The organism is Rothia sp. HMSC065G12 (assembly GCF_001811455.1).
GTDB classification, from domain to species: domain Bacteria; phylum Actinomycetota; class Actinomycetes; order Actinomycetales; family Micrococcaceae; genus Rothia; species Rothia dentocariosa.
On record NZ_KV804815.1, the window covers coordinates 779,471 to 794,723 of the forward strand.

The 15,253-nt window shown below is 52.8% G+C and carries 13 protein-coding genes and 1 other RNA gene; 8 read left to right on the plus strand and 6 right to left on the minus strand.

Annotated features, from left to right (window positions below; genetic code table 11):
• Positions 1–17: 17 nt before the first annotated feature.
• The 8 genes from HMPREF2804_RS08510 to HMPREF2804_RS08540 all read left to right on the plus strand — a co-directional run bounded on the left by HMPREF2804_RS08510 (position 18) and on the right by HMPREF2804_RS08540 (position 9,825).
• Entirely contained in the window at positions 18–3,848 is a 3,831-nt protein-coding gene (locus tag HMPREF2804_RS08510) for a multifunctional oxoglutarate decarboxylase/oxoglutarate dehydrogenase thiamine pyrophosphate-binding subunit/dihydrolipoyllysine-residue succinyltransferase subunit (RefSeq protein WP_070448566.1), read from the plus strand.
• Positions 3,849–4,087: 239 nt separating this feature from the next.
• Positions 4,088–4,684, plus strand: a complete 597-nt coding sequence (locus tag HMPREF2804_RS08515) for a GDSL-type esterase/lipase family protein (protein ID WP_013397390.1) — start codon at positions 4,088–4,090, stop codon at positions 4,682–4,684.
• A gap of 149 nt (positions 4,685–4,833) precedes the next feature.
• Entirely contained in the window at positions 4,834–4,956 is a 123-nt protein-coding gene (locus HMPREF2804_RS11410; RefSeq protein ID WP_256387486.1) for a 50S ribosomal protein bL37, read from the plus strand.
• Positions 4,957–5,156: 200 nt separating this feature from the next.
• Positions 5,157–5,798: a sigma-70 family RNA polymerase sigma factor gene (locus HMPREF2804_RS08520; protein WP_004005002.1), complete on the plus strand. Its 642-nt coding sequence runs from the start codon at positions 5,157–5,159 to the stop codon at positions 5,796–5,798.
• A 36-nt stretch (positions 5,799–5,834) separates the two neighbouring features.
• Entirely contained in the window at positions 5,835–6,125 is a 291-nt protein-coding gene (rsrA, locus tag HMPREF2804_RS08525; RefSeq protein ID WP_004005003.1) for a mycothiol system anti-sigma-R factor, read from the plus strand.
• Positions 6,126–6,404: 279 nt separating this feature from the next.
• Positions 6,405–7,823 carry a 3-phosphoshikimate 1-carboxyvinyltransferase gene (gene aroA, locus HMPREF2804_RS08530; protein ID WP_083297312.1) on the plus strand — a complete coding sequence of 473 codons (1,419 nt, stop codon included), beginning with the start codon at positions 6,405–6,407 and terminating at the stop codon, positions 7,821–7,823.
• The gene (gene rsgA, locus HMPREF2804_RS08535) at positions 7,802–8,944 is read left to right on the plus strand and encodes a ribosome small subunit-dependent GTPase A (protein ID WP_070448567.1); all 1,143 of its coding nucleotides are present in this window, start codon (positions 7,802–7,804) and stop codon (positions 8,942–8,944) included. The genes aroA and rsgA overlap by 22 nt, the downstream gene beginning before the upstream one ends.
• Positions 8,945–9,012: 68 nt before the next feature.
• Complete coding sequence (locus tag HMPREF2804_RS08540; RefSeq protein ID WP_070448568.1) at positions 9,013–9,825, plus strand: inositol monophosphatase family protein; 813 nt, start codon at positions 9,013–9,015, stop codon at positions 9,823–9,825.
• A gap of 136 nt (positions 9,826–9,961) precedes the next feature.
• Here HMPREF2804_RS08540 and HMPREF2804_RS08545 read toward each other — a convergent pair whose 3' ends face one another.
• From HMPREF2804_RS08545 to prfB, 6 genes are all read right to left on the minus strand, one after another.
• Entirely contained in the window at positions 9,962–10,621 is a 660-nt protein-coding gene (locus HMPREF2804_RS08545) for a hypothetical protein (RefSeq protein ID WP_246822555.1), read from the minus strand.
• Positions 10,622–10,832: 211 nt separating this feature from the next.
• Positions 10,833–11,206: a transfer-messenger RNA gene (ssrA, locus tag HMPREF2804_RS08550) on the minus strand.
• Between the two features lie 242 nt (positions 11,207–11,448).
• Positions 11,449–12,684 carry a DUF4190 domain-containing protein gene (locus tag HMPREF2804_RS08555; protein ID WP_048753745.1) on the minus strand — a complete coding sequence of 412 codons (1,236 nt, stop codon included), beginning with the start codon at positions 12,682–12,684 and terminating at the stop codon, positions 11,449–11,451.
• A gap of 229 nt (positions 12,685–12,913) precedes the next feature.
• Positions 12,914–13,390 (minus strand): DUF4190 domain-containing protein, encoded by a 477-nt coding sequence (locus HMPREF2804_RS08560; RefSeq protein ID WP_048753743.1) that lies wholly within the window; start codon positions 13,388–13,390, stop codon positions 12,914–12,916.
• 208 nt (positions 13,391–13,598) lie between these two features.
• Positions 13,599–14,093: an SsrA-binding protein SmpB gene (gene smpB, locus HMPREF2804_RS08565; RefSeq protein WP_013397398.1), complete on the minus strand. Its 495-nt coding sequence runs from the start codon at positions 14,091–14,093 to the stop codon at positions 13,599–13,601.
• Positions 14,094–14,107: 14 nt separating this feature from the next.
• Positions 14,108–15,235 (minus strand): peptide chain release factor 2, encoded by a 1,128-nt coding sequence (prfB, locus tag HMPREF2804_RS08570; protein WP_048753742.1) that lies wholly within the window; start codon positions 15,233–15,235, stop codon positions 14,108–14,110.
• Between the last annotated feature and the right edge of the window lie 18 nt (positions 15,236–15,253).

Sequence of the window (15,253 nt, forward strand, 5' to 3'; positions counted from 1 at the left end):
AGCTCTTGCAGTCCGCAATGTGTGCGAGACTTGAAGAGGCACACACAAAGCCAACTTATACTCAGCGTGATGATTCGCCCCTCGAAGATGCGGGTCGTCTGTGCCGGATTTCTCCGGACGCGACGGATAAATTCACAGTCAAGGAAGAGGCGTTTACAGTGCCAAATCTGCCAGATCACCTGGTACCTGAGGAATTTGCCGGTAACGAATGGTTCGTCGAAGAACAATATGAACGTTATCAGCAAGACAAAAATCTCGTGGATCCTTCGTGGTGGCCCATTTTTCAGTCCATTGATAAGGCCCTTCAAGGAACTCCGACGGCCTCCGCCCCGGTAACAGCTACCCAAAAAGCCGAGGCGATACCTTCTGCTCCAGCCGCTGCAGCATCTATTACTACCCCGGCACCTCAGCCTGCCGCACCAACAAAGTCGGCAGCATCACCCGCTCCTAAAACCTCATCAAAGGCAGAAAACGTGGAACCTGTAGAAGATAAAATTGTGCCCTTACGCGGACCGGCTAAAGCTGTTGCCGCCAACATGGAAGACTCGCTCACTGTTCCAACCGCTACGACGGTGCGCGCGGTACCAGCTAAACTGCTGATTGAAAACCGTTCTGCCATCAACGCTTATTTGGCTCGAACCCGCGGCGGCAAGATTTCTTTCACGCACATCATTGGGTACGCCGTTATTCGTGCGCTCGCTGCCATGCCTTCAATGAACGTCACCTACGGTCATGATGAAAAAGGCAAACCGATTGCTATTCACAATGCGAACGTGAACTTCGGTCTGGCTATCGATCTGCCCCGCCCTGATGGCTCCCGCAACCTCGTGGTTCCGAATATCAAGGGTGCACAGACCTTGAGCTTCTTGGAGTTCTGGCAGGCCTACGACGATATCGTCAAACGTGGTCGTGCAGGTCAGCTTGGGCTGGAAGATTTCCAGGGAACTACGGTTACTCTCACGAACCCTGGCGGTATCGGTACCGTACACTCTGTTCCTCGTCTTTCGAAAGGGCAGGCCGCAATTATCGGTGTGGGTGCTCTTGAATACCCTGCTGAGTTCCGCGGCGTGGCGGAGACGATGGCAGCCCAGCACGCTATTTCCAAGATTATTACCCTTACGAGCACCTATGACCACCGCGTTATTCAAGGTGCTGGTTCCGGCGAATTCCTTAAGATAGTAGAGAGCTACCTCTTAGGCGCCGAAGGATTCTATGACGAAATCTTCCAGGCTATTCAAATTCCCTTCGAACCTGTTCGATGGAGCCAGGATAATCAGGTTAATCCTGATACTGAGGTTTCTAAGGTCGCCCGCATTCAACAGCTTATCCACGCGTACCGCGTGCACGGTCACCTTATCGCCCGCACCAACCCAGTGGGCTACCAGCTACATTCAAACCCCGATTTGAACGTAGAAAGCTACGGTCTGACTCTGTGGGATCTGGATCGAGTATGGCCTACGGGAGGGTTTGGCGACAAAGAACAGCTTCCTTTGCGTACTATTCTGGCGCGTCTACGTGAGGCATATGCGGGTACTCTCGCGGTCGAGTACATGTACATGGAAGACCGTAAAGCCCGTGAATGGTTCCAAGAGAAGCTGGAGCATGGCTACAGCAAGCCTAGCCGCGAACGTCTGATGCATGTTCTGGAGAAGCTTGTTGAGGCCGAGGCCTTTGAGACCTTCCTGCAGACCAAATACCTGGGTCAGAAGCGTTTCTCACTCGAAGGCGGAGAGTCGCTCATCCCCCTGCTGGATGCGATCATCAACAAAGCGGCAGATAATAATATGCACGGGGTCGCCATCGGTATGGCGCATCGTGGCCGCCTCAATGTTCTGACCAACATCGCAGGTAAGTCTTACGCCCAGATTTTCCGTGAGTTCAGCGGTACTGCGGCACCATATGAAGGTGGTTCTGGCGATGTGAAATACCACCTTGGCACCGAGGGCACGTTCACCTCTACCTCAGGCAAGCAAACTCAGGTGTATTTGGCTGCTAATCCTTCACATTTGGAGGCTGTTAACACCGTTCTGGAAGGCATCGTGCGCGCCAAGCAGGATGTTCTTAACGACCAGGGTATCGAAGGTCATCCCATTCTGCCCATCTTGATTCATGGTGACGCCGCGTTTGCCGCACAGGGTATCGTCATGGAAACCTTGCAGATGGCTAATCTGCGTGGCTACACTACCGGCGGTACCGTACACATCGTGGTGAATAACCAGATCGGCTTCACAACATCTCCGAAGGATGGCCGTACCGCCACCAACGCAACCGATATTGCTCGGATGACCAAGGCGCCTGTCTTCCACGTAAACGCCGATGACCCCGAGGCTGTAGTTCGGGCAGGTCGTCTCGCATTCGAGTACCGCGAGCGCTTCGGCCGCGATGCCGTAATTGATTTACTCTGCTACCGTCGCCGTGGCCACAACGAGGCTGATGACCCGTCGATGACTCAGCCGAAGATGTACCAGGTGATCGATAATATGCCTTCGACCCGCACCAAGTATGCAGAGGCTCTGGTGGGTCGCGGCGATATCACCCAGGAAGAAGCGGATGAGGCATTGAGTGCATACCACTCGAAGCTGGATGCGATCTTCAGTGAGACCCAAGCGGCCGTACCCGCTCCCGAGACCCCCAATGTTGCTGGGCTTGAGCTGCCTGCTTCTCAGCAGAGCACCGAAATTGTTCATGGCGGTAACACCGCGATCTCTCGCGATACCTTCGAGCACATCGCAAAAGCATTCGGTGAAGTTCCCGAGGGTTTCACGGTTCACAAGAAGCTCAAGAAACTGTGTGAACAGCGTGTTGAGATGGGCACAAACGGCAAGGTCAATTGGGGCATGGGCGAGCTTCTGGCCTTTGGTTCTCTGCTCATGGAAGGCACCGATGTGCGTATGAGCGGCCAAGACGTTCAACGCGGTACCTTCGTGCAGCGTCACGCGGTGCTGCATGATCATCTCACCGATGACGAATGGTCACCGCTGCAGCATCTCTCGGATCATCAGGGCAAGCTACGTATCTACAATTCACTCCTGTCTGAGTACGGTGTCATAGGCTTCGAGTATGGATACTCGGTTGAACGTCCCGATTCGATGGTGGTGTGGGAGGCCCAGTTCGGTGACTTTGCTAACGGTGCCCAGACGATTATCGACGAGTTCGTGTCATCGTCTGAACAGAAGTGGGGTCAGCGTTCTTCGCTGGTTCTTCTGCTCCCCCACGGTTATGAGGGGCAGGGCCCGGACCACTCATCAGCACGTATAGAGCGGTACCTGCAGTTGTGCGCTGAAAACAATATGACGGTTGCTGTGCCTTCTACCCCGGCATCGTATTTCCACCTGTTGCGTCGTCACGCACAGCACCGCCCGTATAAGCCGCTTGTGGTTATTAGCCCTAAACAGCTCTTGCGTTTGAAGGCTGCCTCATCCTCAATTGAGGACTTCACGGAGGGGTCGTTCCAGCCCGTTATTGGCGATCGTTCCGGTGTTACTCCGGCTCAAGTTGAGCGTGTAGTCTTTGTCTCTGGTCGTCTCTACTACGATCTTGAGGCTGAGCGTGCAAAGCGCGGTGATACGAAAACCGCTATCGTCTCCGTTGAGCAGCTTTACCCCCTGCCCGAGGCAGAGATCAAGGCGCAGCTGGATTTGTACTCGAACGCCACCGATATTGTATGGGCACAGGATGAGCCCGCTAACCAGGGTCAGTGGCCGTTTATGGCTTTGAACCTGCTGCCACTTATTGACTACCGGATGCGTTTGGTTTCCCGCCCTGCGTCGGCATCTCCCGCAGCAGGTACGGGTAAACGCCATGCCGCTGAAGCTGAGGCACTGATGAAGCAGGTCTTCGAAGGCTAAATCCTTTGTGGGGTAAAGCCCCATCACAACCGTAGCTTCACAGCGAGTTTTATAACTCGTGCGATTGTGGAAGACTGTAGTGATGGGGCTTTTCCTATGCCTCAAGTGGATTTTTCATCACGATTGGATCAAAAATTTTCGAGGAGTTCGAAAACATAACTCGAACACCTTATGCTTAAACAAAAGGACAGAGCGTTTACGTACTGCAGACGCAAGATATCAACGGAAGAAAGAACCCCGTGGAGCAACGCAATATTCGACTTGTAGCGGTTGGAGACGACCTGCTCGCCGGTGTTGGTGACCCCCGCACCCTAGGTTGGTTTGGTCGCGTGATGGCACGTACCCCGCAAACTAGTGCATCCATTTCAGCCTATAATCTCGCCGCCCCGAATGAAGGAAGCGAGCAGCTGAGCACTCGATGGTTTGATGAGGCACGCCGCAGGTTCCTTCCCGGTGCCGATAATCGTTTGGTTATAGCTCCCTCAACTTTTGACATTGATTTGGGACTCACTAGTGCACGTTCACGCTTGAATCTTGCCAATATGGTAGACATGGCGTCTCAGAACAGCATCCGTGTACTTGTGGTGGGTCCTCCCCCGACTCTCGACCCGGAGCGTAACCGTCGCATCGCTGATCTTTCGGCGGCTTATGCAGATGTAGTAACCCGCCGTAATCACGTGTATGTCGATACGTTCAACCCTCTTTTGCACCACGAACAATGGCGCAATGATCTGGCCGCTAATGATGGGCGTCCGGGGCAGTCTGGATACGGTCTCATGGCGTGGCTTGTGCTCCACCGCGGTTGGTACAGCTGGCTTAACCTTCCCGAGCAGTAAGATCTTACGCAGACAGAGTATCTAGATCTCCATATTTTTCGCATCAGCCTGTTGGTAAGATGCATTCAAGCCGTTTCTATGAAAAAATAGACGGCGTTGCCCTATGCGTTTAAGCCTGTGCTAAGACTCGGGGCGGTTAGTATAGAGCCTTGCTGGCTTTCTTTGAGCAGAGGTTCACAATTCTGAAGGAGGCTCCTATGAGCAAGCGCGGTCGTAAGCGCAAGGACCGTCGTAAAGGCGGCGCAAACCACGGTAAGCGCCCCAACGCATAAGGTATCTTGCTATACGTAAGCCCCGGTGGTCTTTCACCGGGGTTTTGCTTTATCGAATTATCTGGCCTTTCAGCTAATAATCGTGCTGCGGATACTGGGAATAATTCATTCGAGCGAGCCGTTACATTCCCCGAAGCCTCACACGAAGGTATGCTGTACACAGACCCCCGAAAGTCATTACGCGACAGAAAAGAGCACCTATGAGCGAGTCCAACGCCGCAGAAGCGACGGCGACTCTCACACCTCGTGAATTACGTGAGCGCTTCACTGCAGATGCCATGCAATACGTCGATCAGCTTTATGCCGCTGCCTTACGCATGAGCAGGAATTCGGCAGACGCCGAAGACCTCGTTCAAGAGACGTATACGAAGGCCTTTGCCTCTTTTCACCAGTACAGGCAAGGTACCAATCTCAAGGCGTGGCTGTACCGTATTCTGACCAATACGTACATTAATCTGTACCGTAAACGCCAGCGAGAGCCACAGCAGGCACATACGGAATCCGTCGAAGACTGGCAGTTAGCCCAAGCGGGCGCTCATGATGCTTCAGGGCTACGCTCAGCCGAGATGGAGGCTCTGGATGCGCTCCCGGACACCGAAGTACGGCAGGCTCTCGCCTCACTCACCGAAGACTTCCGCATGGTGGTGTACTACTCCGACGTCGAGGGGTTCTCATATAAAGAGATCGCCGAGATTATGGATATTCCATTAGGAACGGTCATGTCGCGGCTGCACCGCGGACGCCGCATTCTGCGCGAAAAATTACTGGATTATGCTCGCGAAAATGGTTTACGCCCTTCGACTATCGCAAAGGTCGAAGCAAAAGCGGCGAAGAAGAAATAGGCTCAGTTTTATAAACTCGGAAGAAAGGAGTCTGCTATGGAAGAGCAAACACCCGAGAATAGCACGGCACTTACCGAAGATTGTGGCGGCAACCCCTGTTCCACAACACTCAAAAACCTTTATGAATATCTTGATGGCGCTCTCACCGCTGAGGAAATACAAGAAATTCAGAGGCACCTTGATGCTTGCTCGCATTGCACCGAAGCGAAGGATCTTGAGGTCCTTTTGCGTGCGAAGATCAAATCTTCGTGTGACGAGCAGGCGCCTGAATCCCTCAAAGCCAGGCTTTTGGAACATATTGATGAATTTTGTTCGGCGAGTGCCTAAGCCTTCACCGCCTTTGGTCTAAGTTCGCGGCATACTACGGCGAGGAGAAAACTCGACTACCGGGTTTCTCCTCGCTATTCTTCTATAAACCCGCATAATATTGTGTGTTCACCGCGAAAAATGATACACCGTTTTACCTGGATTCTCACCCGTTTGGGGTACCCACCCGGTAGAATGGTTGAAGTGTATGGGCGCGAAGAAGAGCGTCCTCAGGTACAGAGAACCGGCGAGTTCCAGCGCAAACACCAGACAGATTATGGGAGGCAGAGAGTTATACCGATGAGCGAATTGAGTACGGCGCAAAATACCATGGCACATGCATGGGAAGCCCCCACGTACCGGGGTGCGCCTGGGATGAGCGCACGGATGCGTATCCCCGGTTCCAAATCGCTCACCAACCGTTACCTGCTCCTCGCGGCTCTTGCTGATTCCCCTTCACGGTTGCGTGCTCCCCTACACTCGCGAGACTCAGCCCTCATGATTTCCGCTTTAGAGGCACTCGGAGCCCAGTTCGAGCGTATCGAGACAGGTTCGGAGTTTGGTCCTGATCTTCTCATAACCCCTCTAGACCGTGCTCCGTCTCCCTCGACAGCAAAGATTGATTGCGGGCTTGCGGGAACGGTCATGCGTTTCGTACCGGCTCTTGCTGCTTTGCTTCCGGGTGAGTACAACTTTGACGGTGATCCACACGCCCGCAAACGGCCGATGGCGGCGCTCTGCAATGGTCTGCGTCAGCTGGGGGTGCGTATTGAACGATCGGGCGATGATTCCGTAGATACCTTGCCTTTCACTCTGCATTCCCCCGGACTTGCGGCCGCATCCGGTACTCCCGCAGAAATCTTTATTGATGCTTCGGCTTCCTCGCAATTTGTATCTGCTCTACTCTTGATTGCGCCTAGGCTTCCTCAGGGGTTAACGATTCGTCACCGGGGAAACGCCGTGCCTTCGATACCTCATATTGAGATGACCCTGCAGACCCTCCGTGACTTGGGGGTACGCGCCGAAGCCGTTGCTGATGAATACGCCTGGCGTGTATTCCCAGACACTATTTCCGGGTTTGATGTCACGGTTGAACCGGATCTTTCTAACGCTGGTCCTTTCCTTGCAGCTGCGATGGTAACGGGCAACTCAGTGACTATTCCCGATTGGCCCGCTCCTACAGCAGACGGTTCCCCCGGAACAACGCAGGGAGGTGATGAGTGGCGTACCATTCTGCCCCGTTTAGGCGGTGCCGTTGAATTCTCTAATGGTTCGCTCACAGTCACCGGGCCCGAAGATATAACCCGGCTTTCCGGGGTCGAGTTTAACCTACAGACTGCAGGCGAACTCGCGCCTACAGTTGCCGCTCTCGTTGTGCTTCTTGACTCCCCAAGCACTCTCACTGGCATTGGGCACCTGCGTGGGCATGAGACTGACCGCCTCGCGGCTCTCGTCACTGAGATTAACCGTTTGGGCGGGCTTGCCGAAGAAACAGCCGACGGTATTCGCGTTCTTCGCCCCGTTCGACGTCTGCCTCAAGACTCTCCTGTGACGGTACAGACCTATGAAGACCATCGAGTAGCAACGTTCGCGGCGGTTATTGGACTTCACGAACCCGGAGTGCGCATCGAAAACGTTCAGACAACCGCAAAAACACTCCCACAATTCACAGCGCTTTGGCAAAAAATGCTTTCGCAATGGAAAGGAGCGCGCTCGTGAATCCATCCCGAAACCGGTCTTTCGACGAGTGGGATGAATCCGACGTTCGAGTTCGCCCCAATAAAAAGGGTTCTCGACCCCGCACTAAGGAACGCCCCCGGTACAAGCACGCTATACGCGGTCGCGTCGTCACCGTCGATCGTGGTCGGTGGTCAGTAGTTGTCGATGAAGGCACCCCACAGGAGCGGACTCTTATCGCGGCACGGGCACGCGAATTGCGCCGTACCCCCATTGTCACTGGAGACTTTGTGGATGTAGTCGGAGATATATCCGGCGCAAAAGACACCCTAGCGCGCATCGTTCGTTTGGGAGAGCGTTCTTCGGTACTGCGCCGCAGCGCCGATGACACAGATACAACCGAACGTGTGGTGGTGGCCAATGCGAACCAGCTGGTCATTGTGGTTGCTGCTGCGAATCCCCAGCCGCGCACAGGTTTTATAGATCGAGCCGTCGTCGCTGCATATGATGCCGGGATAGAGTCTATTTTGTGCATTACAAAAACCGATGTTTCTCACCCGCAGCAACTACTCGATTATTACAGTGCCTCCGGGCTAAAAATTGTACTCTCGGGGTCAGCTGACGGTCGAGCCCCCAGTGAGTCTGGGGCCGAGGGTCTTCTGCATGCCCCCGTTCATAAGCTTCTCGAAGAGCTTGTGGGTAAGGTATCTGTGCTTCTCGGGCATTCGGGGGTAGGTAAATCTACTTTGGTGAATGCACTCACTGGTGCGGACCGTGCGACTGGGCACGTTAACGCCGTTACGGGGCGGGGTCGTCATACATCTTCGTCAGCTCTCGCCTTACAGCCCGTATCCACGCCTGAGCTTCATGTACCACCCGGAACCTGGATTATCGATACTCCGGGTATACGTTCTTTTGGACTGGCTCATGTTCCGCCGGAGCAGATTGTACAAGCATTCCCCGATCTGGCTCCTGGCGAGCAGGACTGCCCTAAGGGCTGTCATCATGCGGCTCAGGCGGTAGATTGCGGTATAAATACTTACGTGCAGGCGGGTAAAGCGGGGGCCAGTGGCGCGGCGCGTTTGGATTCGCTGCGAAAACTTTTGCAGGTTGTTCCTGATGAAGAAGCTGATTCCGATAAAGAGCTTGGGGCACTCGTGTAATCGCTCGTATCCTGTACATAAGTTCCTAAGACCACACACGGTAACATTTGACGACTGATGAGAGATTCATGAACTTTACGACGTCATACACTGATGATTTGAGGCTGGCGCATATCCTGGCGGATAACGTGGATCGCGTCAGCATGTCCCGGTTTAAAGATCGGTCTTTTACCGTGGAACACAAAAGCGACGGCACTCCAGTGACCGAGGTGGATCGTGAGGTCGAGGAACTTCTGCGTGCACAGCTCTCGCGGGTACGCACACGCGACGGTATTATCGGTGAAGAGCTAGGCTCAACAGGTACGGCTGCCAGGCAGTGGGTTATCGATCCTATTGATGGTACGCAGAATTTTGTGCGTGGTGTTCCGGTGTGGGCCACACTCATCGCTCTCCTCGATCAGGGTAAACCGGTTATGGGTCTTATATCTGCCCCGGCGTTACAGCGACGGTGGTGGGCTGCACAGGGTACAGGTGCATACGCTGGTAAATCGCTAACTCAGGCTACACGACTTCAGGTTTCGAGTGTCCCCACGCTCTCTGGAGCCTCGCTCTCCTATGCCGAGTTCAAAGGATGGGAGGGGCTGGGGTTCGAGCAGAGTTTTCTCTCACTAGTCCATGCGGTTAACCGTTCCCGTGCCTATGGTGATTTCTGGTCATATTGTCTGGTGGCCGAAGGGGCTGTTGATATTGCTTGTGAAGCTCAAGTTGCGCTCCACGATATTGCCGCGCTAGTTCCGCTTGTGCATGAAGCAGGCGGGACCTTCACAACAGCAGCTGGTGACGATGCAGTAGCTACAGCGCAGGCAGAAGGTACCGCCAGTACTTTGGCTACTAATGGGACCTTGCATCGTTCTGTGATAAGCCAGCTTACGCCCGAGTAACCATTCGGACCCTGTGGTAAGGGACGGCGAAGCCCCGGCGGGCCACCAGATTTATGTGTGATAATCCCATCGGGGCTTTTATACAGGCTTTGGCTTTGGTGCACGGGTAAATATGCACGTGTTGGCAGGCTAATTTCTAGGAAATCGCAAGAAGGTAGAGGAAGAAGTTTCCAACTATTCCTAAAGCTCCTAAGGCTCCCATGACGATGCCAAGGGAGGCAAAGGCGCGCATCCTGCCCGTCATGGGGGTAATACGTCCTTTGTTCACAGTAAAGGAAAAAATCCCCAGCCATATTGATATAACTATAGGTACCAACGCTAGAAGCATGGTATTTGAGATTGTCGTAAATTCATAGGCACCATAGCCCATAGAGTCGTAGTCGTCGTGGAGTATGGCGATCCCCAGTACCTGAAAGCCACTAAATCCGGTAAGTATGAGTCCACAAAGCGAAGCAGCAAAAGAACCTATCGAGTAGAAATATCCAGGTCCGCGAATTTCGCCGGTAGGTTCCCCGTAAGGTCGCCTGTCCTCGGGTGGAACCTCATATTGGCGAGGAACCCTACGGTAGCCAAAGTCGTAGGCGGCAGCCACGTTTCCAACTGGGGGTACGGCTTGCTGAGCCTGAGGATGAGACGCTCCATCCGTTGCTGAAGCATAAGCTGCCAATGGCGCGTCTGAAGCTGCAGAATTCTGCATATCGTGACCCTCCTGTAGCGTTGGAGGTTCGGCTTGAGGATACGATGCCTGAGGTGTGTTTGAATCTGGCATAGGATCCTGTCGCGGGTTTTCTGTCATCTTTTTCTCCATACGCGCTGAGTCTTCTTTCTTGATATTACGTTATTCCGGGCTGAAAATCATGCTCTTGCGGCTTTAGCCGTTGTATACTTCCCATATTTTGTTCGGCGCGAAAAAGGTCAAATATAACTGAGCCGCCCACCAGCGATTCTGCTTGTGGGCGGCTCAGTTATCAGGTTTGGGTTTTAGTTCCCTGCCCCTTTAAGGGCTTTTGTGGAGATGCGGGGAATCGAACCCCGGTCCGATGTGGCTTCAACAGGGCTTCTCCGTGCGCAGTTTGTGAAAGCGCTATTTCTCGGCTCCGATGTTTGCACAAACACTTACATCGACAAACCTATTCGTAATAAAAGTCCCACCAGCCCCTACGACGAGGGCTAACAGCAGTGGCCTTTTAAGTCGATGCCGGGTTCTGAGCCAAAGGCATGCTCAGACCGACAGACTGCAACTCGCGCTTAGGCAGCGAGTGCGAAGTCAGTGCGCTTAGATTTTGCACTTATTTTTTTGCAGAGGGCGTTAACGAGATAACCCTGCGTCCTCGGCACGCTTCACCCATCTCAACCCACATCGTCGAAACCGATCATCCCCCTATACTTTTATCAAAAAGCACCATCTACAAACGTTCTCTGCATTGCCCTGAATGCACACAGTACCGCTCGCAATGGTAACGGTTAACTATATCAGAGGGTCTGTCTCTACACAACCACCAGGTTCTTTTACTACCAACACACCAGCATTATTTTACTTATGCACAAGGGCACAAGGGGGCGGAACACATCCGTAACGAGATGCTCCGCCCCCTTCATTCAGCGAAAAACCGCTACCTGCCGCTACTGAGCAGGAACAGTCATACGGCTATCGGGGTTATCCCCCACCTGGCAGACCTTGTTGCCGTTACCATCCGGAGTACCGACCTTCTGGCATTCCTGAAGAGTCTGCTGCCCCAGCACAAAAAGGATAGTCGCGATAATAGCTACGATGACACTCACGCCACCGGTAATAATACCGGCGATGGACATTCCCTTACCCTTGCCCAGCTGACGTGACTGGCGAAGCCCCAGAGCGCCCAAAACAATAGCGCCAATACCGAGCAGACCTCCGACGATGAACCATCCGCTCACAATGGCAAGCACACCAAGTACCAAGGAAATAATTGCCATAACCGGAGCGGCCTGCGAGGGACCGCCTGCGTTCTGAGCATTTGCGTCAAACTGAGAAGAACCGTAGGCGGGCTGCCCATACTGCCCCTGCTGGTTCTGGGCACCATAATAGTTTTGATTCTGACTTGTGTATCCCGAATTTACAGCTTGGTTCTGGTATCCGCTCGTCTGCGAGTAAGAATTCTGTTGGCCGTAGCCCTGCTGAGCATTTTGCTGTGCAGGTTGGGAACCAGAAGTTCCGTAGGGGGCCTGCTGCTGTGGCTGAGCGTAGGAAGAATTTCCGTTATAAACAGATGATCCGCTCTGCTGCGTCTGAGCAGAACTCTGACCGTAGCTGTTCTGCTGTGGAGATCCCTGTTGCTGGGCGTTCTGGTATCCCGCAGAATTTTGGTAATTCTGTGCCGAATTACTATTCTGCTGGCCAGAGTTCCCCTGCTGAGAGTAATTCCGTGATTCCTGGGTCGGCTGATATTGGTTGTAACCTTGTGCCGAATTATAACTCTGCTGTGAGGCGTAGCCCTGTCCTGAAGCATTCTGCCCAGTCTGCGAAGAATGCTGGGGTGCAGAATGCTGTTGCTGCCCCGAAACCATGTTCGAGGAGCTAGAGTACTGCGTGTTATAGGAGGGCTGCCCCGCTGATGGAGTAGGCTGCTGATTTTGTGCCTGGCCACCGTAGAAAAGATGCTGATTGCCCGAGCCCTGTTGCGGCTGCTGAGGGTACTGCTGCTGGTATGAGTTCTGAGCACCATTGCCCTGATAGTTCCCCTGCTGGGAACTATTATTCTGGGGAGCCTGCCCCTGATATTGCTGTTGCGCTTGTGAATCCTGATTTTGAGAATTCTGATCTTGACCAGGCTGTTGCGACTGCCCTTGCGGCTTGTTCTGACCGTAAAGGTTTTCTGACATGCTTTGCTATCCTTTGTCTTCGGTGAGGCCGTCGGTTATCCCGGCGTTATTGCTGAGTACCAACTTTCATTATACGAACTTTTATATCGAAAACCATTGGTTACAACACCCTAAACTTCATAAAAATTAGGATGCTCTATCTCACCTATTCCACTATCCTTGAAACACAAACGTGTGGGGTGGGTAGCTCAAAAAGCTACCCACCCCACACGACGAACAATATACTTGGCTACCGAACAGAAGTAGTCCCATCGGTACGGACAGTCATCTGCTGTCCATTAATTGAGCAGGTGACAGAGCCGTCACTATTCTGTACACCAGTATTCTTGCAGTCCTGAACCATCATCAAGGTGATAATGACAAAGATAAGAACCACGGCTGATAATATAAAGCCGATAGCACTAGTAACAACACCACCGATAGCCATACCCTTACCACCGCCGGTACCTTTGCTGACCTTACGGAGCGCAATAATGCCAAGGATCAGACCTACAAGGGCAACAACGATAGTGACGAAGCTTAAAGGGATAGCCCCAACTATACTCACAATACCCAACACCAGCGAGGCAATCGCCAAGCCAGCAGGGAGCTTCGTCGGAACGTAACCGGAGTAAGTATTTCCTGCAGGCGCAACGGGTGGCGCAGCAGGAACAAATTTCGGTTGCTCGGGCTGTCCTTCAGAGCGACCGGGTGTATTCTCAGACATAAAACTCCTCCATATTTCTGTCTGTTGTGTTGTCGCATACTTACACGTCCCATCGAGTAAATACGCGTTTATGTCTTGTTAGTAAGTATATCCTACATATGCATTAATGGTGCAGATTTCTAGCTAAAACAGCTAAGTCTTGATGTCCCCTAATGGCAGTGTTTCAGAGGCATCAACCAGTAACGCCCAACTCATCTAGCCTAGATAACTATCCCAAGTTGCGGTACCGCATAGCACGTGCCGCCTCCAAATTATCCTGCCTCTCACGCAGCGCCTGACGCTTATCGTACTCACGTTTACCTGTTGCCAAGGCAATCTCAACCTTCACACGCCCACCGCTAAAATATAGCTTGAGGGGCACCACTGTATACCCGGTTTCTTTAAGTTTCTGCTCTAACCGGTTAATCTCTGAACGATGCAGTAACAGCTTACGGCTGCGGCGTGCCGAATGATTCGTCCACGTACCATAGCCATACTCAGCAATATGAATACCTTCCAGCCAGAGTTCGTGATCCTTCACATGGCAGAACCCGTCAGTGATAGAGGCTCCCCCGTCGCGCAGAGATTTCACCTCTGTTCCTAAAAGAACCATGCCCGCTTCATAGGTGTCGACAATATTGTAGTTATGTCGTGCTTTCTTATTCTGCGCGATAATCGAGTTATTCGGGTCCGTTTTAGAGCCTTTTTTCTTTTTCTGAGCCATGATATTCCTTATGTTTAGCCTTCGTTAACACGGCGACCGGAGGCTCGCCAACGAATGCCCTCTTCAATAAATCTGTTGAGTCCCCCATCAAGCACGCTTGATGTGTTGCCTTCCTCATATCCGGTACGCAGATCCTTCACCATCTGGTACGGATGGAGCACGTAGGATCGCATTTGATCGCCCCAGCTTGCTTTAATATCACCCGCCAGCTCTTTCTTTTTGGCGTCCTCCTGCTCTTGACGAAGCATAAGTAAACGCGATTGCAGCACGCGCAGAGCCGCAGCCCGGTTTTGAATCTGCGATTTTTCATTCTGCATTGACACGACAATACCCGTCGGAATATGCGTCATACGCACCGCTGAGTCCGTTGTATTGACGGATTGACCACCCGGCCCAGAGGAGCGAAATACATCAACCTTAATCTCAGACTCGGGGATCTCAAGCGCATCGGTCTGCTCGATCAGAGGAATAACTTCAACCGCAGCAAATGAGGTTTGCCTGCGCCCTTGATTATCAAATGGAGAGATACGTACTAGCCGATGGGTGCCCGCTTCAACAGAAAGGCGGCCAAAAGCGTAGGGCGTGTTGACCTCAAAAGTTACGGATTTCAGCCCTGCTTCTTCAGCATACGAGGTGTCCAGCACCTTCGTCGGATAGCCATTCTTTTCAGCCCACCGCAAGTACATGCGCAAAAGCATCTCTGCAAAATCTGCCGCATCCACACCACCCGCGCCTGAACGAATCGTTACAACAGCCTCACGCTGATCATACTCACCAGAGAGCAACACCAATACTTCAAGTTCATCCAGCTTCTTCCTCAGCTCTTTACACTCGGCTTCAGCCTCCGCCAATAGGTCCTCTTCGGATGATTCATCTTCGGTCTGTGCCAGCTCGACCATGACCTCAACATCATCAATACGAGACGCTAAGTTCGTTAGACGATTCAGTTCAGCTTGCTTATGGGAAAGCGCGCTTGTTACCCGTTGAGCGTGCTCAGGATCATCCCAAAGCTCAGGTGCTGAAGCTTGCTGAGACAGGTCTTCAAGAGCGCACTTGATACCCTCAAGGTCACTCACCGCAACAATTGAGGCGTATATGGAACGCAGATCCTTAATCTCAGCCGAAAAGTCGAAAGATGCCATAGCATTTAAGACTAGCGT

Excerpts from the sequence above, each read along its gene's own strand:
- HMPREF2804_RS08510 (WP_070448566.1), top strand. The coding sequence starts at position 18 with ATGTGTGCGAGACTTGAAGAGGCACACACAAAGCCAACTTATACTCAG.
- HMPREF2804_RS08520 (WP_004005002.1), top strand. The coding sequence starts at position 5,157 with ATGAGCGAGTCCAACGCCGCAGAAGCGACGGCGACTCTCACACCTCGT.
- rsrA (WP_004005003.1), top strand. The coding sequence starts at position 5,835 with ATGGAAGAGCAAACACCCGAGAATAGCACGGCACTTACCGAAGATTGT.
- aroA (WP_083297312.1), top strand. The coding sequence starts at position 6,405 with ATGAGCGAATTGAGTACGGCGCAAAATACCATGGCACATGCATGGGAA.
- rsgA (WP_070448567.1), top strand. The coding sequence starts at position 7,802 with ATGGAAAGGAGCGCGCTCGTGAATCCATCCCGAAACCGGTCTTTCGAC.
- HMPREF2804_RS08540 (WP_070448568.1), top strand. The coding sequence starts at position 9,013 with ATGAACTTTACGACGTCATACACTGATGATTTGAGGCTGGCGCATATC.
- HMPREF2804_RS08545 (WP_246822555.1), bottom strand. The coding sequence starts at position 10,621 with ATGACAGAAAACCCGCGACAGGATCCTATGCCAGATTCAAACACACCT.
- HMPREF2804_RS08555 (WP_048753745.1), bottom strand. The coding sequence starts at position 12,684 with ATGTCAGAAAACCTTTACGGTCAGAACAAGCCGCAAGGGCAGTCGCAA.
- HMPREF2804_RS08560 (WP_048753743.1), bottom strand. The coding sequence starts at position 13,390 with ATGTCTGAGAATACACCCGGTCGCTCTGAAGGACAGCCCGAGCAACCG.
- smpB (WP_013397398.1), bottom strand. The coding sequence starts at position 14,093 with ATGGCTCAGAAAAAGAAAAAAGGCTCTAAAACGGACCCGAATAACTCG.
- prfB (WP_048753742.1), bottom strand. The coding sequence starts at position 15,235 with ATGGCATCTTTCGACTTTTCGGCTGAGATTAAGGATCTGCGTTCCATA.